This is a genomic window from Paracoccus sp. M683 (genome assembly GCF_007096355.1).
GTDB lineage: Bacteria > Pseudomonadota > Alphaproteobacteria > Rhodobacterales > Rhodobacteraceae > Paracoccus.
Window position 1 is genome coordinate 326,059 of sequence record NZ_VKDF01000004.1, and the last position, 19,999, is coordinate 346,057.

A 19,999-nucleotide genomic window follows, 5' to 3' on the forward strand; every position below is an offset into this window, starting at 1 on the left:
GGAAACTCGGCTGGCGTGATTGCGCGCCGGCCGCCGTGGTCAGCGGGCCGAGGCCGGAAAGGCCGGCAGGCGGGCGATATGATCGGCGTCATGCTGGATGATCAGCGTGGCGTCGGTATGCGCGGCGACCTGGCGCAGGCGCGCCATTGCGGCCAGTGAATCGGCGCGGTCGAGGTTGAAGGGCGGCACGCGGTCCTGGTCCAACTGTTCGTGGAAATGGGCGACATCGCCCGACAGCAGCACCGGCCCGGATTGGGCAAGCCGGACCAGCAGCGCATATTCACCGGGCGTATGTCCGGGCATGGTCAGCATGGTGACGCTGCCATCGCCAAAGACATCCAGATCACCCGTCACCGGCTGAACCTTGCCGCCATCCAGCCAAGGCTGCACCAGCGCCGGATCCGAAAAGGCGGCATTGCCATCCTTCAGCGCGGTCCAGTCCGCAGCGCCGATCATCAATGTCGCCGCGGGAAAGCTGGCCGCCTGACCGATATGGTCGAAATGATAATGGCTGATCCCCAGGCGGCCGATCGCCGCGGGATCGACCCCGATCTGGGCCAGTTGGTCCGTCAGCAGCCGGTCCAGCCCTGGGCCGATCGGCCCGTCTGGCTGTGTCGCCGCGCCCAGTGTGGCCGCTGGCAGGCCGGCATCCCACAGCAGATAATCCTGCCCGTGGCGGATCAGATAGCAGCTGGATGTCAGGGTGCGGCTTTGGCCCTGATAGGCATAGCTGTCACTGAAGAAATCCAGGTCACGGACCTCGATCGTGCCGCAATCCAGCCGCCACATTTCAAGATCGGGCCCGGCCGCAAGCGCCGGGACTGCCAGCACTGTCAGAACCGGGGCGATCAAAGCGTTACGCATCACATCGTTCTCCTTTTTGCGATGCGGCGGTTCTGTCATGGGGCGCGGCGGTGGCTGTGCGGTGAACGCCCGGCTTTGTGCCCGGAACGCTCGAATTGCCGGGGACAGGGTGGATTGGATATGACAATCTCTGCCGCCATGAGCATCACCGATCTTCGCCCAACCCTGCTGGCCCGTCTGCGGCCATTTCAGTCCACCGCCTTTCGCCATGGGCCGCATCCCCATGCCGGCCCGCTGCTCAGCTATTGCAGTCTGGATCGCGAAAGGCTGTCGGCGATCTCGATCGACGAGCCGCTGCTGAGCATTGTGCTGCGTGGCCGGAAAGAGCTGTGGCAGGGCGACCTGGCCGAGGTTCTGACGCCGGGTATGGCTTTCGCCCTGCCGCGCGGGCTGGTGCTGGATGTGGTGAATATCCCCGATGATCGCAGTGGAATTTATCAATCGCTGATCCTGTCGGTGCCGGCATTACCCCCGGCGATCAGGCCGCTGGCGCCGGCGGCACGGATTGACGGCTTTGCCATCACGCTGACGCCGGATCTGGTCGAATCCATCTGCCATGCGGCGGTTGCCGTTGCCGACAAGGGCCAGTCCCAGGCCCTGGCCGGGTTGCGGCTGACGGAATTGCTTTGGCTGTTGCAGGCAGATCCCGCCGGGCGGCACCTGATGGCGGGCGACCTGGTCCAGCGCGCCCGTTGGCTGATCGCCGCCCAGCCCGACCGCGCGTGGAGCGTTGATCTGCTGGCTGCCGATCTGGGCACGGGGGCGTCAACATTGCGGCGCAAGCTGACGGCGGCGGGCTGGCCGTTTCGTGCGCTGCTTGCCGAGGTGCGGATTCAGGTTGCCCATCGCGCGATTGGGGCGGGGGCCAGCGTGACGCAGGCAGCCGAGGCGGTCGGCTATCGGTCACGGTCGCATTTCACCCAGGCGTATCGGGCGGTTTTTGGTCAAACACCGGGCGGGCGGGTGATTGACGGCGAGAGAATGGAAAACGCCCGCGCCGGTTAGGCGCGGGCGGTTCTGTCTTGCGGTCGGGGATGGGGGCTTTGCCCCGTCGCCATTCGGCGACTCCCCAGGGTATTGGGACGAGCGAGAAGCCCTTACAGCTTGCCGGTCAGTTCCGGGACGACGGTGAAGAGGTCGCCCACCAGGCCATAATCGGCGATCTGGAAGATCGGGGCTTCTTCGTCCTTGTTGATGGCCACGATGACCTTGCTGTCCTTCATGCCCGCCAAGTGCTGGATCGCGCCCGAGATGCCGATGGCAACATAAAGTTCAGGTGCGACCACCTTGCCGGTCTGGCCGACCTGCCAGTCGTTCGGGGCATAGCCACTGTCGACAGCCGCGCGGGACGCACCGACGGCGGCGCCCAGCTTGTCGGCCAGGGCCTCGATAATGGCAAAGTTTTCCTTCGAGGCGACGCCACGGCCGCCAGAGACGACGCGACCGGCCGAGGTCAGTTCCGGGCGGTCGCTGACCGCGACCTCGTCGGCGACCCAGACGGAAAGCGCAGGGTCAGCGGCGGCGGCGACGTCCGAGACCGGGGCTGAATTGCCATCGCCTGCGGCATCGAAGGACGCTGTGCGGACGGTAAAGACCTTTTTGGCGTCTTTCGATTTCACCGTCTGGATGGCGTTGCCCGCATAGACCGGGCGTTCAAACGTGTCGGCGTCGATGATCGCCGAGACGTCCGAGATCACCATTGCGTCCAGAAGTGCTGCGACCCGCGGCATGACATTCTTGGCGTCGGTCGTGGCAGGCGCGGCGATATGGTCATAATCGCCGGCAAGGCTGACCAGAAGCGCGGCGGTGGGTTCCGCCAGACGATGGCCGTAAAGCGCATCTTCGGCGACCAGCACCTTGGCCACGCCGGCGATCTTGGCGGCCTCGGCGGCGGCCGCCTTGGCCGAGGCCCCGGCGCAGAGCACCGTCACATCGCCCAGAGCCTTGACCGCATTCACGGCCTTGGCGGTCGCATCGACGCTCAGTTCGCCATTCGTGACTTCACCCAGCAGCAGAACAGCCATCAGATCACCCCCGCTTCTTTCAGTTTCGACACCAGCTCGTCGACCGAGCCGACCTTGATCCCGGCCTTGCGACCCTCGGGCTCGCGGGTTTTCACCACTTCCAGGCGCGGGCTGACATCGACGCCGTAATCGGCGGCTGTCTTTTCATCCAGCGGCTTTTTCTTGGCCTTCATGATGTTGGGCAGCGATGCATAGCGCGGCTCGTTCAGGCGCAGGTCTGCGGTGACGATCGCGGGCAGCTTGACGCTGATGGTCTGCAAACCGCCATCGACCTCGCGCGTGACCTTGGCTGCGTCGCCGTCAATTTCCAACTTGCTGGCAAAGGTCGCCTGACCCCAGCCCAGAAGCGCCGCCAGCATCTGGCCCGTCGCGTTCATGTCATTGTCGATGGCCTGCTTGCCGGCGATGACCAGTTGCGGGGCTTCCGCATCGACCACGGCCTTGAGGATTTTCGCAACCGCCAGCGGCTCGATATCCTGATGCACGTCATCGGCGGCCACGACCAGAATCGCGCGGTCGGCACCCATGGCCAGCGCGGTGCGCAGCGTTTCCGCCGCCTGTTTCACGCCGATCGAGACCACGACGACTTCCTCGGCCGCGCCCTTTTCCTTCAGCCGGATCGCCTCTTCCACGGCAATCTCGTCAAAGGGGTTCATCGACATCTTTACATTCGCAAGATCGACACCCGTGCCGTCCGCTTTCACGCGGGCCTTCACGTTGTAGTCGATTACGCGCTTGACTGGCACGAGGACCTTCATGCGTCTCTCTCCCTAAGTTGCGTCATCGGTTCGGGGTTTGTGTTAGCTAACAGGCGACAGGTTTTACAGGGCTAATTTCGATGACGTTGCGTTTACGCGCACGTCAAGATCAGCGGCTGGCACCCGGAACCCAAAGGATATCGTCCTGTCCGCCATTATTGGCGACGCGCCCTGCGACAAACAGCCAATCGCTGAGCCTGTTCAGATATTTGACCGCGATCGGATTGGCGTCGCCAGCCGCTGCCAGTTCGGTTGCGCGGCGTTCGGCCCTGCGCGCGACCGTCCGCGACAGGTGCAGATGCGCGGCCAGCGGACTGCCGCCCGGCAGGATGAAGCTGCGCAGCGGCCGCAGATCGGCGTTCATGACGTCGATTTCCGATTCCAGCCGGTCGACCTGGTGCTGGACGATGCGCAGCACCTCGTATCCGGCATCGGCGTCGGCGGCCATATCCGGTCGCGACAGATCGGCGCCCAGATCGAACAGGTCGTTCTGGATCACGGCGATGCGGTCGGCCAGATCGCCGGTCGCATGCAGACGGCAAAGACCAAGCGTTGCGTTCAGCTCGTCGACGCTGCCATAGGCCTCGACCCGTGGATCATGCTTCATGACGCGGCTGCCATCGGACAGCGCCGTGTCACCCTTGTCGCCGGTGCGGGTATAGATCTTGTTCAGAACGACCATAGCCTAACCCCTCAGCCAGACGTAAAACAGGATCAGCGCGATGGCGATGGCCTGGGCGATGATCCGCCAGCGCATCATCCGGTTGCCGTTCTTGCGGTTCCAGTCGCCGCCACGGGCAAAGCCGCCGATACCGGTCATCAGGATCACCGTCACGGCCAGCACCGCCAGCACGATCAGGTAGAAAAGGGGATCGTCCTTCATAAGCCCTCGCTTTCCAGCCGGACCCTAGCCCCGCCGCGCGAACCAGTCCAGAGCGCGAGTCGGCAGGATTCGCCGTCCGATGCCTGAAACCCGTGTCGGGACCGTGACATAATAGCGCGGTTTGGGTCGCGGCGCCTCTAACGCATGGGTGATGCGCTGGCTGACGGCCTGGGGCGGCAATTCGAAGCGGTCCTTCTTCGCCGCCGGTTCATAAAGGCGTTTCAGCAGGGTGGCGCGGTAATCACCGGCGCGTGGGCTGGCCTGCCAGTTCACCCAACGCTCGAAATGCGGGATGGCGTTTTCGCGAATCTTCGAGGCGATGGGGCCGGGTTCGATCAGGCTGACATGGATGGGCGTGTCGGCCAGTTCCAGCCGCATCACATCGGTCAGCCCCTCCAGCGCGAATTTCGTGGCGACATAGGGGCCGCGCCAGGGGATGCCGATCAGCCCCAGGACCGAGCTGATATTGACGATCCGCCCGGCGCCACGCGCACGGAAATGCGGGATCAGCCGGGTGGTCAGGTCATGGGTGCCGAACAGATTGGCCTCGAAAATGGCGCGCAGCCCCTCGCGCGGTATGTCCTCGACCGCACCGGGCAGGGCGAAGGCCGCATTGTTGATCAGCGCGTCCAGCGGACCGCCATCCAGTGCGGCCCGGACGCAGTCGCGCACGCTGGCGGTGTCGGCCAGTTCCAGCGGCAGGCATTCCATCCCCTCGGCCCGCCGCGCGGCGATGTCTTCGGGACGGCGACAGGTTGCGACGACCTGCCAGCCGCGATCGCGCAGATGCCGCGCCGCATCAAGGCCGATACCCGAGGAACAGCCGGTGATCAGGACCCGTCCGCCCATCTGCGAAGCCTTTCCCTGCCTTTTGTCACGCAAGGCATAGGTGGCCTTGAGACCGGATGAAAGCCTAATACCGGCCTTCCGCCAGCATTCGCAGGCGTGGCTTGTGCCGGGCACGATACATGCGGCGCACCCAGGCCGCGAACAGCGCGGTGCGCCAACCGGCATCCAGTTCGATCCGGTCATGCAGGCGGCTGTCCTGCGGCAGGTCCAGAACGCGCACTCGGTGATCCCGCCGCCGGACGCCCATGCCATTTTTCGATGACCGCAGATGCCGCAGCCGATCGTCGCATTCCAGCACTTCGATGCGATAGGGACGCCGGGGCATCACCCCGAACAGCGAAATCTGCACGTCCAGAACCTGCCCCTGCTGCAACCTGCCAGACGGCAGCCCATACAGTCGCGCCCGACCCTGCATGGTTTCGGCCAATGCCCCGAAATCCGTGACCAGCATCCGCAGCCGGTCAGGCGACACGTCGTAGTCATGGGTGACGTCGATGATCTGCATCGCGGACCTCCGCATGCGGTCCAGACCGCAAGGATAGGTCAGTTTGGCCGGTCGGGCGACAGGAAATCGCCCGACATATAGCCCTGGCGGCCCTGCGTGTCGCGCAACTGCACCCACCCGCCGGTGGTTTCGCCCAGCACCTCGACCGGGCTGCCCGATTGCAGCGCGCCGATGACGCGATCATTGGTCGAGGGGCCGGCGCGGAAATTCACCCGGTTGCCGGTGACATACAGGATCTGCGCCCCGCTGGCGGCAAGTTGTTCGGTCTGTGCGGCCTCGGCCTGTCCCGCATATTCGGGCGAGGGCCGCAATGCCGGACCGGGAAAGCGTTGCACCTGTTCGGGTGTCTGCTGGACCTGATCGGCCGAAACAGCAGGCACCGCGACCTGCTGGGCGAGGTCGGTCGCGGCCTCGATTGCCTCGGACGAGGTCTCGGGGGCCGGCGTGGCTTCGCTGGTTTCTTCGGTTGGCGGGTTGAAGGGGTGATCCGGGTCGGCCCGTCCGAACAGGGCCAATACGGCAAACAGCCCGATCAAGGTCAGGATCGTCAATCGAATCATCTGCGGCGCAATTCCCCCCGTAACTCTGACGGTATAACGCAGTTTCTGGCGGCCGTGTTCCGCCCGATGCCACGCGCGGCCGATTTTCCCGCTGGACCGGCGGGCCGCCGCGCAATATCCAAGCGCCATGTCCGACGAACTGCCCCAAGATTCCGACCGCACCGAAGCCGAGCCGCTGTCCCGCGCCATTGGCGAGCGCTATCTGACCTATGCGCTCAGCACGATCATGAACCGGGCGCTGCCCGATGCGCGTGACGGGCTGAAGCCGGTGCATCGGCGCATCCTGTTCGCGATGCGCGAACTCAGACTGTCGCCCACGGGCGCGTTCCGCAAATCGGCCAAGATCACCGGCGATGTGATGGGCAACTATCACCCCCATGGCGATGCCGCGATCTATGATGCCATGGCGCGCCTGGCCCAGGATTTCGCCATGCGTTATCCGCTGGTCGACGGGCAGGGGAACTTTGGCAATATCGACGGCGATAACCCTGCCGCCGCCCGCTATACCGAGGCGCGTCTTGCCGCTGCGTCCGAGGCGCTGATGGAAGGCCTGGCCGAGGACGCGGTTGATTTCCGCCCCAACTATGACGGCACGCTGGAAGAACCCGTCGTGCTGCCCTCGGCCTTTCCGAACCTGCTGGCCAATGGTGCCTCGGGGATCGCGGTCGGCATGGCCACGAATATCCCGCCCCATAACCTGCACGAGGTGATCGACGCCTGCCTGCATCTGATCAAGACGCCGGACGCCCGCGACGAAACGCTGGCCGGCATCATTCAGGGCCCCGATTTCCCGACCGGCGGCGTGATCGTCGAAAGCCGCGAGTCGATCGCCGAGACCTATCGCACCGGCCGCGGCGCCTTCCGCCTGCGCTCGAAATGGGAACAAGAGGATCTGGGCCGCGGGCAGTGGCAGATCGTGGTCACCGAAATCCCCTATCAGGTCCAGAAATCCAAACTGATCGAGCGTCTGGCCGAACTGATCCAGACCAAGAAGATCCCGATCCTTGCCGATGTCCGCGACGAATCTGCCGAGGATATCCGCATCGTTCTGGAACCCCGAGCCCGCAATGTGGACCCCGAACAGTTGATGGCGGCGCTGTTCCGCGTCAGCGATCTGGAAATCCGCTTCAGCCTGAACATGAACGTGCTGATCGACGGCCGCGTGCCCAAGGTTTGCAGCCTCAAGGAAGTGCTGCGCGCCTTTCTTGACCACCGCCGCGACGTGCTTGTGCGCCGCGCGAACTATCGGCTGGAAAAGATTGCCGCCCGGCTTGAGGTGCTTGAAGGCTATCTGATCGCCTATCTGAACCTTGATCGCGTGATCGAGATCATCCGCTATGAGGATGATCCGAAATCGGTGATGATGGCCGAATTCGGCCTTACCGACCCGCAGGTCGAGGCCATTCTGAACATGCGCCTGCGCGCCCTGCGCAAGCTGGAAGAGATCGAGTTGCGAACCGAGCGTGACCGGCTTCTGGAAGAACGCGACGGATTGCAGGCCATGCTGGCCGATGAGGGCACGCAATGGTCGCGCATCTCGGATCAGCTGAAAGAGGTGCGCAACCTGTTCGGCAAGTCCACCCCCGAAGGGCAGCGCCGTACCCAGATCACCGAGGCCGCCGATGTCGAACCCATAGACATGGACGCGATGATCGAACGCGAGCCGCTGACGGTGATCCTGTCCAAAATGGGCTGGATCCGCGCGATGAAGGGCCATCAGCCGCTGGATGCGGAACTGAAATTCAAGGATGGTGACGGCCCCGGCCTGGCCCTGCATGCCGAGACGGTCGACAAGCTGATGATCTTCGCCAGCAACGGCCGTTTTTATACGCTGCCGGCGAACAACCTGCCCGGCGGGCGCGGCATGGGGGAACCCCTGCGCCTGATGATCGACCTGCCCAACGAGGCAGAGGTGATCGCCATGTTCCCCTGGCGCGAAGGTGGCCGCTACCTGGTCGCCTCGAAGGCCGGCGACGGCTTCATCGTGCCTGCCGCCGATATTCTGGCGCAGACCAAGACCGGCAAGCAGGTGCTGAATGGTGACGCACTTCTGTGTCGTTTTGTCAGTGGCGATCATGTCGTGACCGTGGGCACCAATCGAAAGCTTCTGGTCTTTCCGCTGGATGATCTGCCCGAAATGGGGCGCGGCAAGGGTGTCCGGTTGCAGAAATTCCGCGATGGCGGCGGCCTTTTGCCCGACAGCCAATTGTCCGACGCCACCTTTATCACCCTTGCCGACGGGCTGCGGTGGCAGGAAACGGGCGGGCGCACCCGCACCGAGCCGGATCTTGGCGAATGGCTGGGCAAACGCGCCAGCAGTGGCCGCATGGCCCCGCGCGGCTTCCCCCGCAACAACAAGTTCAACTAACCGGCAAGGCCGCCCGACACCGGACGGCCTGCCTCGCTTTGATCGAAATATCCTCGGGGGGTGCGGGGGGCGAAGCGCCCCCGCTTACGGCGTCAGACCCTCGGGATCCGGCAGGCCATTGGCGCGGGCCGTGGCGGTCAGCGTATTGGCAAGAAGGCAGGCGATGGTCATCGGACCGACACCGCCGGGAACCGGGGTGATGGCGCCGGCGACCTGTTCGGCTGCGGCAAAATCCACATCACCGACCAAGCCGTCATCGGTGCGGTTGATGCCGACGTCGATGACAGTGGCGCCGGGCTTGATCCAGTCGCCCTGCACGAAATTGGCGCGGCCTACGGCTGCGACCAGAATATCGGCATTGCGGCAAAGACCCGGCAGATCCCGCGTGCGCGAATGCGCAATCGTCACCGTGGCACTGTCGCGCAACAAAAGCTGCGCCATTGGCTTGCCGACGATGTTCGACCGCCCGATTACCACCGCGTTCAACCCCGACAGGCTACCCAGATGGTCGCGCAGCATCATCAGGCAGCCAAGCGGGGTGCAGGGCACCATGGCCTTTTGCCCGGTCGCCAACCGGCCCACATTCAGCACGGTGAAGCCGTCCACGTCCTTTTCCGGCAGGATCGCATTGATGACGGCTTCCTCGTCCATATGGCCGGGCAGGGGCAGTTGCACCAGAATGCCGTTCACCGCAGGATCAGCGTTCAGCGTCTCGACCAGCGCCAGCAGATCGGCCTGCGAGGTATCCGCCGGCAAGCGATGCTCGTAGGAGTTCATTCCCACTTCGCGCGTCATCTTCCCCTTCGAGCGGACATAGACCTGACTGGCCGGGTCCTCGCCCACCAGCACCACGGCCAGACCCGGTGTGATGCCCTGCTGGGCCATGGCGGCGACGCCTTCGGCGATGCGGGCGCGCAGCCCGGCAGCGAAGCCTTTTCCGTCGATCAGCGTTGCGCTCATGCGGGGTCTCCTTTCAGGTGGCGGTCTTCCTGGGCGATGGCTGCCTCGATCAGACGGCGCCAGATATCTTCGATCAGATCGGCATCCAATCCGGCATCTGCGGCATGGCGGCGGGCATTTGCGACCACTTCCTCCACCCGTGCGTCGATCCGCGCCGGCAGCCGGTCACGCGCCTTGATCCGCGCCGCCCGGTCGATCAGCGCGCTGCGTTCCGCCAACAGCGCGACAAGCTGTTTATCCAGCGCGTCGATGCGCGCGCGCAGGGCGGGCATGTCGGGGATGTCGTCGATCTGGGTCATGTTGCGCTGCACATGCACCCTTGGCGTGAGGGGTGCAAGAGGGGCAGCGCAACGAGGCGGGTGTTGCCGAGGCGATGCGCGCTCCGGGCCTCTTGGCAGGTTTCGCGAAAACCCCAGTAATCTCTGGGTTCGTTGCCGCGCAGCGCGTACACCGCCCGCGCACAGCATGTACACAGACTGTAGACTGCTGTCGCGCGATGGGCGTTGCGCAGCGTGCTTTTGGGCGGGATCTGCCATCGGATGACCGGTTTCAGCCCAAAGAAACTGATACGGCGCGATCTACGAATGTCAGCTATTTGGCTCCGGCGGCTATTCGTCTGGCGAGCACCAAGCTCAATGCCATCGCCATGAGCAGAAAGACCGCACCTGCAATCCACGCGATGGATGTAGAATATATCTCGGCGACGGCTCCTGCCATGACCAGTCCGATTGCCGCCCCCAATTGTTGTATGAGGGATCGCAGCGACAGCATGGTGGACCTCTGACGATCTTCGACGCAGCTATGCAAGATGCTGCTTGCGGGCGTCTCGCTTGCCCCAAGAAAGATGGAATACACAAGAAAGACGAAAATAAATCCCACGATGCCCCCCTGCATTGCCAGGGCGATCTGAACCATCGCGAGACATGCGAAAATAGCCGCAAGTGTCACTGCGTGGTGACGCCTGAATACTCGGCTAATGCGGGGAGACAGCGATGCGCCAAAGGCGATTGAGAAAAAATATACCGCAGTCAAAGCACCGATAGCGGTGTTGGCATAGCCCTCGTCCAGCATGGGCTTGGCGTATGTCGGCCAGATCACCTCGACCGGGTTCGTCGCCATCAGGAACAATGCCAAAGCGGCCAGAAGCGTTGAAAGCGTTGGATGTTTCAACGCAAGCCGCCCTGCCTCGGCAATCACGGACGGGACTTTAATGAACCCCTGTTTGAGCGCACTGGCATTCAGCGGGCGCGGTTCTTCGGCGATGGCAAACATGGTGTAGATCAAGACGCCGAGCATCACGACAAAGCTCGCTGCATAGGAAACATCATAGACGCTGATCCCATAGCTAGACGCGGTCATGCCGAACGCGTCCGGCAGGAAACCTCCCACGACAGCGCCCATGGCAAGGCCCATGGCATTGGCCCATTGCGCTTTCGCGAGGGCGGGTTGAACGTCCACATTTGGCGCAGCGGCTTTGAACGTTTCGACAAACCACGCGTCAAGTGTGCCTGATCGCAGCGCGCGTCCAAAACCGATGAAAGCGAATGAAAGGGCCAGGACGGTGAAGTCACGCGATGACAGAAAAAGCACCAGCGAAATCAAACTGGCCACAACCGCCGCAAGGAAAACCGGTTTGCGGCCGATATTGTCGGCCAAGCCGCCGAAAGGCAGTTCCATCGCCATGGTGGTAAGCGAGTAGACCCCGAAGAGAAGCGAAATCTGGAAAAGATCCATGCCTCGATCAGTCAGCGCAAGTGCGACGACCGCGACGGTCAGACCCATGGCGAAACGATCAAGAAACTGGTGTACCTGAAACACCCGGATGTGACGTCGCGCTGTGTCCGTCAGTGTTTTGTAAGAAAACTCAATTTCAGCTGCCATGGCCGAAGCATCTGCCTTTGCGCATCTTTTCGCAATGGTTTGCCGGCGAGAGGGCTATTCGGCGCTGTTCAGAAACAGTCATTGGTGCGGCGGCGGCGAATGGCAGTTTGGTCCGCAAAGCCTCCATCAAAAAAATCGCCCCCGCAGAATATTGCGAGGGCGGTCTGTCTTTCAATTTCAGATAATCGACGGCTTAGGCCGGCGCAGGGTCTCCGCCCGGCGCGGGCTTGGTTTCGCCGGCCTTTGGCACGGAAGTGACCGAAGGGATCAGGCTGCCCGGCAGGTCGTCATCGCCGCCCAGTTGGTCGCCCCGGATGACCTTGCCGATTTCCTCGCCGGTCAAGGTCTCGTATTCCAGCAGGCCCTTGGCCAGGCGCTCGAATTCCTCGTCCTTTTCCAGCAGGATCCGGCGGGCTTCCTGATAGCCGTCCTCGATCAGGTCGCGAACTTCCTGCTCGATCAGCTCTTTCGTATGGGCCGAGATCGAGAAGCCGCCGGTATTGCCGTTATAGCCCTCATGCGCCTCGGCGTAGTCGATATTGCCGACCTTGTCCGACATGCCCCACCGCATCACCATGGCGCGGGCCAGCTGGCTGGCCTGCTGGATGTCACCGGCCGGGCCGTTGCTGACGCCCTCTTCGCCGTATTTGATGATCTCGGCGGCCTTGCCGGCCATGGTCATGGCCAGTTTCTGCTTGGCCTCGTCCTTGTGAAAGTTCAGCCGGTCCATTTCGGGCAGCGACACCACCATGCCAAGCGCCCCACCGCGCGGAATGATCGTCGCCTTGTAGACCGGGTCGCATTTCGGCAGGGACAGCCCGACGATGGCGTGACCGGCCTCGTGATAGGCGGTCTTTTCCTTCTGCTCGGGCGTCAGGACCATGCTGCGGCGTTCCACCCCAAGCATCACCTTGTCCTTGGCATTCTCGAAATCTTCCATGCTGACGAAACGCCGGCCAATGCGCGCGGCCATCAGCGCGGCCTCGTTCACCAGGTTCATCAGATCGGCGCCCGAGAAGCCGGGCGTACCGCGTGCGATGATGCGCAGATCGACATCGGGGCCGACGGGCACTTTGCGGCTGTGGACGCCCAGAATCTTCTCGCGCCCCTTGATGTCGGGGTTCGGCACATGGATCTGGCGGTCAAAGCGACCGGGGCGCAGCAGGGCCGGGTCCAGCACGTCCTTGCGGTTGGTGGCGGCGATGATGATGATGCCTTCATTCGCCTCGAAGCCATCCATTTCGACAAGCAGCTGGTTCAACGTCTGCTCGCGTTCGTCATTGCCGCCGCCGATGCCGACGCCACGCGCACGGCCCACCGCGTCGATTTCGTCGATAAAGACGATGCAGGGCGCACTTTTCTTGGCCTGTTCGAACATGTCGCGCACGCGCGATGCGCCGACGCCCACGAACATTTCCACGAAATCGGAACCCGAAATGGTAAAGAAGGGCACGCCGGCCTCGCCCGCGATGGCGCGCGCCAGCAGCGTCTTACCCGTGCCCGGAGGGCCGACCAGCAGCGCGCCTTTCGGGATCTTGCCGCCAAGGCGGCTGAACTTCTGCGGGTTGCGCAGGAATTCCACGATCTCTTCCAGCTCTTCCTTGGCCTCGTCGATGCCGGCCACATCGTCAAAGGTCACGCGGCCATGCTTTTCGGTCAGCAGCTTGGCCTTGGACTTGCCAAAGCCCATGGCCCCGCCGCGCCCGCCGCCCTGCATCCTGTTCATGAAGAAGATCCAGACGCCGATCAGCAGCACGAAGGGCAGCCACACCCCCAGAAGCGACATGAAGCCCGATTGCTGCTGCTTGACGACCTGAACCTCGACGCCCTCGGCAATCAGCTTGTCAGCGATTTCCTCGCCCATGGGGCGCACGGTGACATAGGCCTGCCCGTCGGTGCCCACGGCAGTGATATCCTCGCCGTCGATGGTGACCGAGGTGACCTGATCGTTCTGCGCCCTCGCCATGAAATCGGAATAGCTGATCTGACGGCTGTTCAGCGGCGCGCCGCCGTCGTTGAATACGTTGAACAGCATCAGGATCATCACGAACAGGACGACCCAGACGGCGAGGTTGCGTGCATTGCCCAAAACGGGACCTCCCAGGCGAATTCGGTTGCGACAGAAAATAGGGATTATCGGGCGGGGTTCAATGCGCGCTTTGGCGCGTTGGGCGGTTAATGCGCAAAGATCAGGGCACGAAACGCCTGGCCCCCCCTTATCGGCCGTGCGGAACAGGCCGAGCGCCGCAGAACCGGCGCCGCGATCAGCTGTTCGCCCTGCCAGATCGCCGGGGTCGAGGCGGCCTCGTCCCGCCCAAGCCCCGACGCCCGCCAGCCCACTTGCGGCAAGGTCAGGGCCGCATGTCCAAGGGCGGCGACATGCTGGCCGGGGGGCAGCCGCTCGATCCGCCAGCGGTTGTCCCAGGTCACGGCTTCGGTGACGCCGATCGTGTCCATATCGGTATCGGGCAGGGCGGCTGCGGGTGCGCGCAGGGCGGCTGCGGGTTCGCGGATCACCCGCACCCGATCGCCCAAGGGTTCGAACAGCGCACCGTCCAGCGTGATTCGGCTGCCGGCCGCGATGCCGGCCAGCGCGTGCCCGACGGCGGCCCGGCGGGGCGGATAGTCGGCCCCGGTGATCCAGCGCGTTGCGGCGATGATCAGTCGCCGTTGAATTTCCGGGGGGCTGTGCCTGAAGGGGGCGCGAGGCAGGACCAGCATGGCATTGCGGGCATCGGCCTCGCTGGCGGCCTGCGCGGTATAGAATTGCAGCGCGTCGCGGGCCGAGGCGATATTCCCCGCCGCCAGCGCCAGCGGCCCCGCGCCCAGCCCCACAGCCGCCATGGCCTTGCGGATGCGCACCCGGTCATAGCCGTCATCGTCATTGCTGGGATCGTCGATCCAGCCCGCGCCGCGCGCGGTCAGCCAGTCGCGCAGTTCCGCGCGTCCGACGCCCAGCATCGGGCGCAGCCAGCGAATGCCGAAGGCGTCGCGCCATTCGGCCATGCCCGCCAGCCCGTCGACGCCGGCCCCCCGTGCCAGCCGCATCAGCAGGGTTTCGGCCTGATCATCTTGGGTATGGCCCAGCAGGACGGCAGGCAGGTCATTGCGTTGGGCCCAGCCAGACAGCAGCCGCAACCGCGCGTCGCGGGCCGCAGCCATCAGGTTTCCCGCCTCGGTATCCCTGCGCCATTTCAGCGTGACATGCGGGATACCAAGCGCCTGTGCGGCACGGTGCGCGGCATGCGCTTCGTCCGCGCTGGCTGCGCGCAGACCGTGATCGACGGTCGCGGCCATCACCCTGCGGCCGCGCGCCCATCCGGCGACCAGATGCATCAGGCCGACCGAATCGCCTCCGCCCGACAGGGCAATGCCAAGGGCGGGCAAATCACCTGCCAGACGGTCAAGCACCACAGCGACCCGCGCGGCAAGATCCGCGTCGGGGCCGGGATCACTCATGTTCCGCCATGTCGGCGGTGGCTTCGTCCCCGATGGCGGCATCGGCATGGGAATCAGGCAGTTCGCCCGCGCCGCAGTTCAGCGCATCCATGCGGCGCTGTGCCTCGGTGGCCGGGTCGCTGCCGGCAAAGCGGACGGGAATTTCCGACAGATACAGGCAGGCGGCGACCGGGTCGCCCTTGTCGGCGATGATGCGGGCGATGCCCAGCAGGCTTTCCCCGGCGCGCTGGCCCTGCGGATCGGCGGCAAAGCTTTCCAGCCAGGCGGCGGCGGCCTGATCGGCATCACCCGCGCTGTCCAGCGCCGATCCGCGCAGGAACAGCGCCTCGGATGTCAGTGGTCCGCCGGCATGGGTTTCGGCAACGGCCGCGAAAAGCTGGGCCGCATGAAGAAAGTCACCCTGGCCCAGCACCTCTTGGGCACGGTCGAAATCCTGCTGCTCGGTCGCGGATGGTTGCTGTGCGGTGCCGGCGGTCCCGGCTGCCGACCCATTCGTGCCGATGACCGGACCGGTTGACAGGCCGCTGCCACCGCCCGCGCCCTGACTGCCCAGTTCGGGCACCGACATCAGCGCGCCCAGATCGCAGCCAGGGTCCATCTCGCACAGGCGGAACTCGATATCGCCAATGCGCCGGGTGCCGTCGCGGACGATGCGCTGAATCCGGTTTTGCAACTGCTCGGTCTGGCCGGTCAGGCGGGTCAGCTGCTGTTCCATCGCGTTCATGCGGTCGATGGCGTTGTCACCACCCGCCGCCTGAAAACCGGCCGCGCCCGAGGCGACCAACTCGGTCCGCAGCGATTGCAGATCTTCGGTCAAGAGATGCAGCTGGTTCTGAAGATCGGCCAGGGTGGAGGCATCCTGCGCCAGCGGCTGCGCCGCATCCTGCGCGGGCGGCTGCGCCGCATCCTGGGTCTGGGCAAGCACTGCCGCCGGCAGCCCGACCGCCGCCAGCCAGGCGGTCAGCAGCAGGGCGACGGCGCGCAAACTCACGTACCGGCCCCCTGCGAGACCACGGTCTGCGCCCGGCGGTTCTGGGCAAAGCACAGCTCGGTCGAGCAGATTTCCAGCGGGCGTTCCTTGCCATAGGTATTGGTGCGGATGCGGCTGGCCTCGACCCCTTGGGCAATCAGATATTCCTGCACCGAATTGGCGCGACGGGCGCCAAGGGCAAGGTTGTATTCGCGCGTGCCCTTTTCATCGGCATGGCCTTCGACGCTGGCCGTAAAGCCGGTATGTTCCTTCAGCCAGGCGGCCTGGCGGGTCAGCGTGGTGCGCGCCTCGGCCGTCAGGCTGGTCTGTTCGGCCGGGAAAATGACCGTATCGCCCACCGTGGTGCGGAAATATTCGGCGCTGGCATTGCCGCCAAGCGCGCCGCCCTGAAGATCGCCCTGATAAATCGCGCCCCCGCCCGCATTGGCATAGGGGTCGGTCACGATCTGGGGCCGATTTGGGGTGGCGCAGGCCGCAACCGTCAAAACGGCGGCCAGGGCAATGATTGCGGGTTGTCTGATCTTGTTCATCTTGTCCCTCATGGCAGCAGCGGCCCCCAGGCCGGGTCAGAGGCGGCGAAACTCAGATCCAGGGGGCGCATGTTGCGCCCCGTGATGTCGACCGAATGCAGCCGCGGCTCGCCATCGCCGCCCGGCGTGACGCGCGTGAACATCACAACCCGGCCATTGGGCGCCCAGGTTGGCCCCTCGTCAAGGAACGATTCCGTCAGGATTTTCTCGTTCGAGCCATCCGCCCGCATCACCCCGATATGGAATTTCTCGCCAATCTGGCGGGTAAAGGCGATCAGATCGCCAAGCGGCGACCAGACCGGCGTGCCATAGCGGCCCTCGGCAAAGCTGATCCGCGTGGGCTCGACCCCGCCGGTGGCCGGCATGGTATACAGCTGCGGGCTGCCCGAGCGGTCGCTTTCGAACACGATCTGGCTGCCATCGGGGCTGTAGCTGGGCGAGGTCTCGATCGCCGGGCTTTCGATCAGCGCGCGCGCGGCGCCGCTGGACGGGTCCATCTGCCAGATGTCGGAATTGCCGGCTTTTTCCAGCGAATAGACGATCCAGCGCCCATCGGGCGAGAAGCGCGGCGAAAAGGCCATGCTGTCACCCGATTGCGTCAATGGACGCGAGGTGACGCTGGCCACATCCATGACCTTGATCTGCGGAAAGCCCGATTCAAAGCTGGTGTAAAGGATCGAATTGCCGTCGGGCGACATGCGGGGCGACAGGACCAGCGCGGCATCATCCGTCAGCCAGTCGATGTTGGCGCCGTCATAATCCATCACCCCCAGACGCTTGCGCCGGGCATCCTTGGGGCCGGTTTCCTGCACAAAGGCCACGCGGCTGTCGAAATAGGCCTTTTCGCCGGTCAGCCGGGCATAGACCTGATCGGCGACCTTATGGGCGGCGCGGCGCCAGTCGGCCTTGGCCGATTGCATCTGCATCCCGTCGCCAAGCGGCTGGCCCGACACCACATCGAACAGCCGGAACCTGACGCTGACGATATCGCCCTCGACGCTGACCTCACCGGTCACAAGCGCCTCGGCATTGATCGCGCGCCAATCCTCATAGGTTACGGGTTCCTCGAAGCTGTCGCGCCGCGCCAGATGGGCACTGGCCGGGATCTCGCGGAACAGGTCGGTGCCGGTCAGGTCGGCGGCAATCAGGTTCTGGACCAGACCCGTGACCTCATCCGTGCCGTGAAAGGTGGCGATGGCGAAGGGCATCGGCTCGACCACGCCATCGGTGATCTCGATACGCAAGGGGCCGCTGTCCTGTGCAAGGACAGGGGCGGCGGTCAGGGCGGTGGTCAGGCCAAGCGAAAGGGCCAGGGTCAATCGGCGGATCATGGGCATGTTCTACCTTTGTATCGGGCGATGGGGAAGCGGCATCATTGCATCCCAACGCCATCGGGGCGGAAGTCGATGATGACCTCTTTCCAGCGGTTGTATTTTTCGGGCGGCAGGTCATAGCCGGTGCCGGCGCAGTTGATGATCGCGCGGCGGGCGAAATCATAGGCCTGCTGGGCCGCCGCCGGGCTGCCGCCCGAATGACCCATCAGCCGCATCGTTCCCGGTTCCGGCAAGCCATCGGGCGACATCGAGAAGGCGACGGTCACCGTCGTTGCCTGTGCCTCGCGCGATTGGGTGCCAAGGCGCCAGCATTCCTCGATCGCCACGCGGAAGCCTTCGCGTTCGCTCAGCGACAGGGGCGGGCCGTCAGTGGCGCCGCCGCCGGCCGGGGTGTCGCCGCCCGGCGGGGGGGCTTCGCCCAAAGCCTCGGCCAGCGCGGCGGTCAATGCGTCCTGGCTGGGGGCGGCCTGCTCGGCACGCTGGCGTTCGGCCTCTTCGGCGGCGATGCGTTCGGCCTCGCGCTCGGCCTCTTCTTCGCGCTGGCGCTCGGCCTCATCGGCGGCGATCCGGTCGCGTTCGGCCTGCGCCGCCTGTTCTGCGGCGACGCGATCCCGTTCCTGTTGCTGGCGTTCTTCCTCGGCCAGACGTTCGGCCTCGCGGCGCTGTTCTTCCTGTTGCTGTTCTTCCCGCCGCTCGGCCTCGGCCGCCGCAGCTTCGCGGGTGGCCTGTTCCTCGGCCAGACGGTCGGCCTCGGCGCGGCGCGCCTCTTCGGCGGCGCGTTCGGCGGCTTCTTCGGCGGCGCGCGTGGCTTCGGCCTCGGCGCGGGCGCGGGCGGCGGCTTGGGCGGCCTCGGCCTCGCGTTCGGCCTGCGCTGCCTCTTGCCGGGCAATTTCGGCGGCCTCGGCCTGACGGCGGGCCTGTTCGGCGGCCTCGGTCAGGCGCCTTTCGCGGTTCTCGACCAACCCGTCGGGACGGCCTCTGGGGCGCGGCGAGTTGTCCAGCGCCAGTTCCGAGCGCGGCGGCGGTGCGGGCTGGGCCGGCGGTTGCGCGACGTTGTCGGGCGTGGCAGGGGTTTGCGGCGCCTCGGGCCGGGTGGGCGCTGTCTCGGCCTGGGGCGAAACGGCGGGTTGCGGCGGTTCCGACTGCGGCTCGGCCGTGCTGGGCTGTCGGGGCTGCTGCGGCAGAACGGCGACCACACCGGCCGGCGCCTCGGGTGCCGGGGTCAGATCGGTCAGGTCGGGCGCGGGTTCCTGCACCTCGGGCGTGGGCAGGGGCTGCGCCTCGGATTCGGGTTCGGGCGATTGCGACGGTTCCAGCGCGCCCGATTGCACGTCTTCGGCGGCGGGCTGGGGCAGGGCGGCAACCTCTTGCGCCTGGCCCTGGACCGGACCGGCCCCGCGCGAGGCGGCGGCAAAGGCCTGGAACTGCGCCTCGGACATGGTGGCCACTTGCGTCATTTGCAGCGGAGGCGTCGGCTGCGGGCCGAACAATGCGCCGCCAAAGGCTGCCCAGCCCAGCAGCCCGACATGCCCCACACCCGAGACCCATTTGCCGATACGGTCGGCGCGATCCATGGCGTCAGCCGTCCATGCGCGGGCCACCCGCGTCGGTGACCAGCACGATATTGGTGAATCCGGCGGCGTTCAGCGCGCCCATGACCTGCACGACGCGGGCATAGGGGATGGCGCCGTCGGCACGCAGGAAGATGCGGTCGGTCTGGCGCTGCTCGATCACGGCTTGCAGCTTGCTGACCAACTCGGCCTCGGGGATGTCCTCGTTCATCAGCACGATGTCGCCCTCGGCCGGGATCGAGATCACCAGCGGCTCTTCAGGTTCCGAGGGCAGGGCCGTGGCGGCGGTGCGTGGCAGTTCCAGCGGCACGCCCACGGTCAGAAGGGGTGCGGCGACCATGAAGATGATCAGCAGGACCAGCATCACATCGACAAAGGGCGTGACGTTGATTTCGGACATGGGCCTGTTGCGGCGGCGGCCCCGTCCTTTCCGGCGCTCGCGGGTGACGACATCTGCCATGG

20 protein-coding genes are annotated in these 19,999 nt (G+C 65.1%); 2 read left to right on the forward strand and 18 right to left on the reverse strand.

Annotated features, from left to right (window positions below):
- Positions 1 to 39: 39 nt before the first annotated feature.
- Positions 40 to 864: an N-acyl homoserine lactonase family protein gene (locus FNJ84_RS08325; RefSeq protein ID WP_143792588.1), complete on the reverse strand. Its 825-nt coding sequence runs from the start codon at positions 862 to 864 to the stop codon at positions 40 to 42.
- A 138-nt stretch (positions 865 to 1,002) separates the two neighbouring features.
- Here FNJ84_RS08325 and FNJ84_RS08330 point away from each other — a divergent pair, with 138 nt between their 5' ends.
- The gene (locus FNJ84_RS08330) at positions 1,003 to 1,869 is read left to right on the forward strand and encodes an AraC family transcriptional regulator (protein ID WP_185968458.1); all 867 of its coding nucleotides are present in this window, start codon (positions 1,003 to 1,005) and stop codon (positions 1,867 to 1,869) included.
- Between the two features lie 92 nt (positions 1,870 to 1,961).
- On the opposite strand, the gene FNJ84_RS08335 is transcribed toward FNJ84_RS08330, so the two are convergent.
- The 7 genes from FNJ84_RS08335 to FNJ84_RS08365 all read right to left on the reverse strand — a co-directional run bounded on the left by FNJ84_RS08335 (position 1,962) and on the right by FNJ84_RS08365 (position 6,443).
- The gene (locus FNJ84_RS08335) at positions 1,962 to 2,888 is read right to left on the reverse strand and encodes an electron transfer flavoprotein subunit alpha/FixB family protein (RefSeq protein ID WP_143792590.1); all 927 of its coding nucleotides are present in this window, start codon (positions 2,886 to 2,888) and stop codon (positions 1,962 to 1,964) included.
- Positions 2,888 to 3,646 (reverse strand): electron transfer flavoprotein subunit beta/FixA family protein, encoded by a 759-nt coding sequence (locus FNJ84_RS08340; RefSeq protein WP_143792591.1) that lies wholly within the window; start codon positions 3,644 to 3,646, stop codon positions 2,888 to 2,890. The genes FNJ84_RS08335 and FNJ84_RS08340 overlap by 1 nt, the downstream gene beginning before the upstream one ends.
- A 109-nt stretch (positions 3,647 to 3,755) precedes the next feature.
- Positions 3,756 to 4,328, reverse strand: a complete 573-nt coding sequence (locus FNJ84_RS08345) for a cob(I)yrinic acid a,c-diamide adenosyltransferase (RefSeq protein WP_143792592.1) — start codon at positions 4,326 to 4,328, stop codon at positions 3,756 to 3,758.
- Between the two features lie 3 nt (positions 4,329 to 4,331).
- Positions 4,332 to 4,529 (reverse strand): twin transmembrane helix small protein, encoded by a 198-nt coding sequence (locus tag FNJ84_RS08350; protein WP_143792593.1) that lies wholly within the window; start codon positions 4,527 to 4,529, stop codon positions 4,332 to 4,334.
- Positions 4,530 to 4,553: 24 nt separating this feature from the next.
- Positions 4,554 to 5,378 (reverse strand): SDR family NAD(P)-dependent oxidoreductase, encoded by an 825-nt coding sequence (locus FNJ84_RS08355; RefSeq protein ID WP_143792594.1) that lies wholly within the window; start codon positions 5,376 to 5,378, stop codon positions 4,554 to 4,556.
- A 64-nt stretch (positions 5,379 to 5,442) separates the two neighbouring features.
- Entirely contained in the window at positions 5,443 to 5,883 is a 441-nt protein-coding gene (locus FNJ84_RS08360; RefSeq protein WP_143792595.1) for a hypothetical protein, read from the reverse strand.
- Between the two features lie 38 nt (positions 5,884 to 5,921).
- Entirely contained in the window at positions 5,922 to 6,443 is a 522-nt protein-coding gene (locus FNJ84_RS08365) for an SH3 domain-containing protein (protein ID WP_185968459.1), read from the reverse strand.
- A 127-nt stretch (positions 6,444 to 6,570) separates the two neighbouring features.
- Between FNJ84_RS08365 and parC the strand changes: the two genes are divergently transcribed.
- The gene (gene parC, locus FNJ84_RS08370) at positions 6,571 to 8,811 is read left to right on the forward strand and encodes a DNA topoisomerase IV subunit A (protein ID WP_143792597.1); all 2,241 of its coding nucleotides are present in this window, start codon (positions 6,571 to 6,573) and stop codon (positions 8,809 to 8,811) included.
- 84 nt (positions 8,812 to 8,895) lie between these two features.
- Here the strand turns inward: parC and folD are convergent, their stop codons facing one another.
- From folD to tolR, 10 genes are all read right to left on the reverse strand, one after another.
- Positions 8,896 to 9,771, reverse strand: coding sequence for a bifunctional methylenetetrahydrofolate dehydrogenase/methenyltetrahydrofolate cyclohydrolase FolD (gene folD / locus FNJ84_RS08375; protein WP_143792598.1), 876 nt, complete (start codon positions 9,769 to 9,771; stop codon positions 8,896 to 8,898).
- Positions 9,768 to 10,070 carry a chorismate mutase gene (locus FNJ84_RS08380; RefSeq protein WP_143792600.1) on the reverse strand — a complete coding sequence of 101 codons (303 nt, stop codon included), beginning with the start codon at positions 10,068 to 10,070 and terminating at the stop codon, positions 9,768 to 9,770. The genes folD and FNJ84_RS08380 overlap by 4 nt, the downstream gene beginning before the upstream one ends.
- 292 nt (positions 10,071 to 10,362) lie before the next feature.
- A complete protein-coding gene (locus FNJ84_RS08385) occupies positions 10,363 to 11,652 on the reverse strand; it encodes an MFS transporter (protein ID WP_143792602.1) in 1,290 nt (429 codons plus the stop codon).
- Between the two features lie 193 nt (positions 11,653 to 11,845).
- On the reverse strand, positions 11,846 to 13,741 hold the full coding sequence (ftsH, locus tag FNJ84_RS08390; RefSeq protein ID WP_143792605.1) for an ATP-dependent zinc metalloprotease FtsH: 1,896 nt from the start codon (positions 13,739 to 13,741) through the stop codon (positions 11,846 to 11,848).
- Between the two features lie 86 nt (positions 13,742 to 13,827).
- A complete protein-coding gene (gene tilS / locus FNJ84_RS08395; protein ID WP_143792607.1) occupies positions 13,828 to 15,111 on the reverse strand; it encodes a tRNA lysidine(34) synthetase TilS in 1,284 nt (427 codons plus the stop codon).
- Positions 15,104 to 16,102, reverse strand: a complete 999-nt coding sequence (locus FNJ84_RS08400; protein WP_143792608.1) for a tetratricopeptide repeat protein — start codon at positions 16,100 to 16,102, stop codon at positions 15,104 to 15,106. Before FNJ84_RS08400 ends, tilS begins: the two co-directional genes overlap by 8 nt.
- Entirely contained in the window at positions 16,099 to 16,632 is a 534-nt protein-coding gene (gene pal, locus FNJ84_RS08405; protein ID WP_143792609.1) for a peptidoglycan-associated lipoprotein Pal, read from the reverse strand. Before pal ends, FNJ84_RS08400 begins: the two co-directional genes overlap by 4 nt.
- 8 nt (positions 16,633 to 16,640) lie before the next feature.
- Positions 16,641 to 17,969 carry a Tol-Pal system beta propeller repeat protein TolB gene (gene tolB / locus FNJ84_RS08410; protein ID WP_370454587.1) on the reverse strand — a complete coding sequence of 443 codons (1,329 nt, stop codon included), beginning with the start codon at positions 17,967 to 17,969 and terminating at the stop codon, positions 16,641 to 16,643.
- A gap of 35 nt (positions 17,970 to 18,004) precedes the next feature.
- Positions 18,005 to 19,540 (reverse strand): protein TolA, encoded by a 1,536-nt coding sequence (locus FNJ84_RS08415; RefSeq protein ID WP_143792613.1) that lies wholly within the window; start codon positions 19,538 to 19,540, stop codon positions 18,005 to 18,007.
- A 4-nt stretch (positions 19,541 to 19,544) separates the two neighbouring features.
- A complete protein-coding gene (gene tolR, locus FNJ84_RS08420) occupies positions 19,545 to 19,997 on the reverse strand; it encodes a protein TolR (RefSeq protein ID WP_143792615.1) in 453 nt (150 codons plus the stop codon).
- Positions 19,998 to 19,999 lie beyond the last annotated feature (2 nt).

Coding starts and splice junctions, on each gene's coding strand:
- FNJ84_RS08340 (WP_143792591.1), bottom strand. CDS start 3,646: ATGAAGGTCCTCGTGCCAGTCAAGCGCGTAATCGACTACAACGTGAAG.
- folD (WP_143792598.1), bottom strand. CDS start 9,771: ATGAGCGCAACGCTGATCGACGGAAAAGGCTTCGCTGCCGGGCTGCGC.
- FNJ84_RS08360 (WP_143792595.1), bottom strand. CDS start 5,883: ATGCAGATCATCGACGTCACCCATGACTACGACGTGTCGCCTGACCGG.
- FNJ84_RS08385 (WP_143792602.1), bottom strand. CDS start 11,652: ATGGCAGCTGAAATTGAGTTTTCTTACAAAACACTGACGGACACAGCG.
- pal (WP_143792609.1), bottom strand. CDS start 16,632: ATGAACAAGATCAGACAACCCGCAATCATTGCCCTGGCCGCCGTTTTG.
- FNJ84_RS08325 (WP_143792588.1), bottom strand. CDS start 864: ATGCGTAACGCTTTGATCGCCCCGGTTCTGACAGTGCTGGCAGTCCCG.
- tilS (WP_143792607.1), bottom strand. CDS start 15,111: ATGAGTGATCCCGGCCCCGACGCGGATCTTGCCGCGCGGGTCGCTGTG.
- FNJ84_RS08350 (WP_143792593.1), bottom strand. CDS start 4,529: ATGAAGGACGATCCCCTTTTCTACCTGATCGTGCTGGCGGTGCTGGCC.
- FNJ84_RS08355 (WP_143792594.1), bottom strand. CDS start 5,378: ATGGGCGGACGGGTCCTGATCACCGGCTGTTCCTCGGGTATCGGCCTT.
- tolB (WP_370454587.1), bottom strand. CDS start 17,969: ATGCCCATGATCCGCCGATTGACCCTGGCCCTTTCGCTTGGCCTGACC.
- parC (WP_143792597.1), top strand. CDS start 6,571: ATGTCCGACGAACTGCCCCAAGATTCCGACCGCACCGAAGCCGAGCCG.
- FNJ84_RS08380 (WP_143792600.1), bottom strand. CDS start 10,070: ATGACCCAGATCGACGACATCCCCGACATGCCCGCCCTGCGCGCGCGC.
- FNJ84_RS08415 (WP_143792613.1), bottom strand. CDS start 19,540: ATGGATCGCGCCGACCGTATCGGCAAATGGGTCTCGGGTGTGGGGCAT.
- FNJ84_RS08335 (WP_143792590.1), bottom strand. CDS start 2,888: ATGGCTGTTCTGCTGCTGGGTGAAGTCACGAATGGCGAACTGAGCGTC.
- FNJ84_RS08330 (WP_185968458.1), top strand. CDS start 1,003: ATGAGCATCACCGATCTTCGCCCAACCCTGCTGGCCCGTCTGCGGCCA.
- tolR (WP_143792615.1), bottom strand. CDS start 19,997: ATGGCAGATGTCGTCACCCGCGAGCGCCGGAAAGGACGGGGCCGCCGC.
- FNJ84_RS08345 (WP_143792592.1), bottom strand. CDS start 4,328: ATGGTCGTTCTGAACAAGATCTATACCCGCACCGGCGACAAGGGTGAC.
- FNJ84_RS08365 (WP_185968459.1), bottom strand. CDS start 6,443: ATGATTCGATTGACGATCCTGACCTTGATCGGGCTGTTTGCCGTATTG.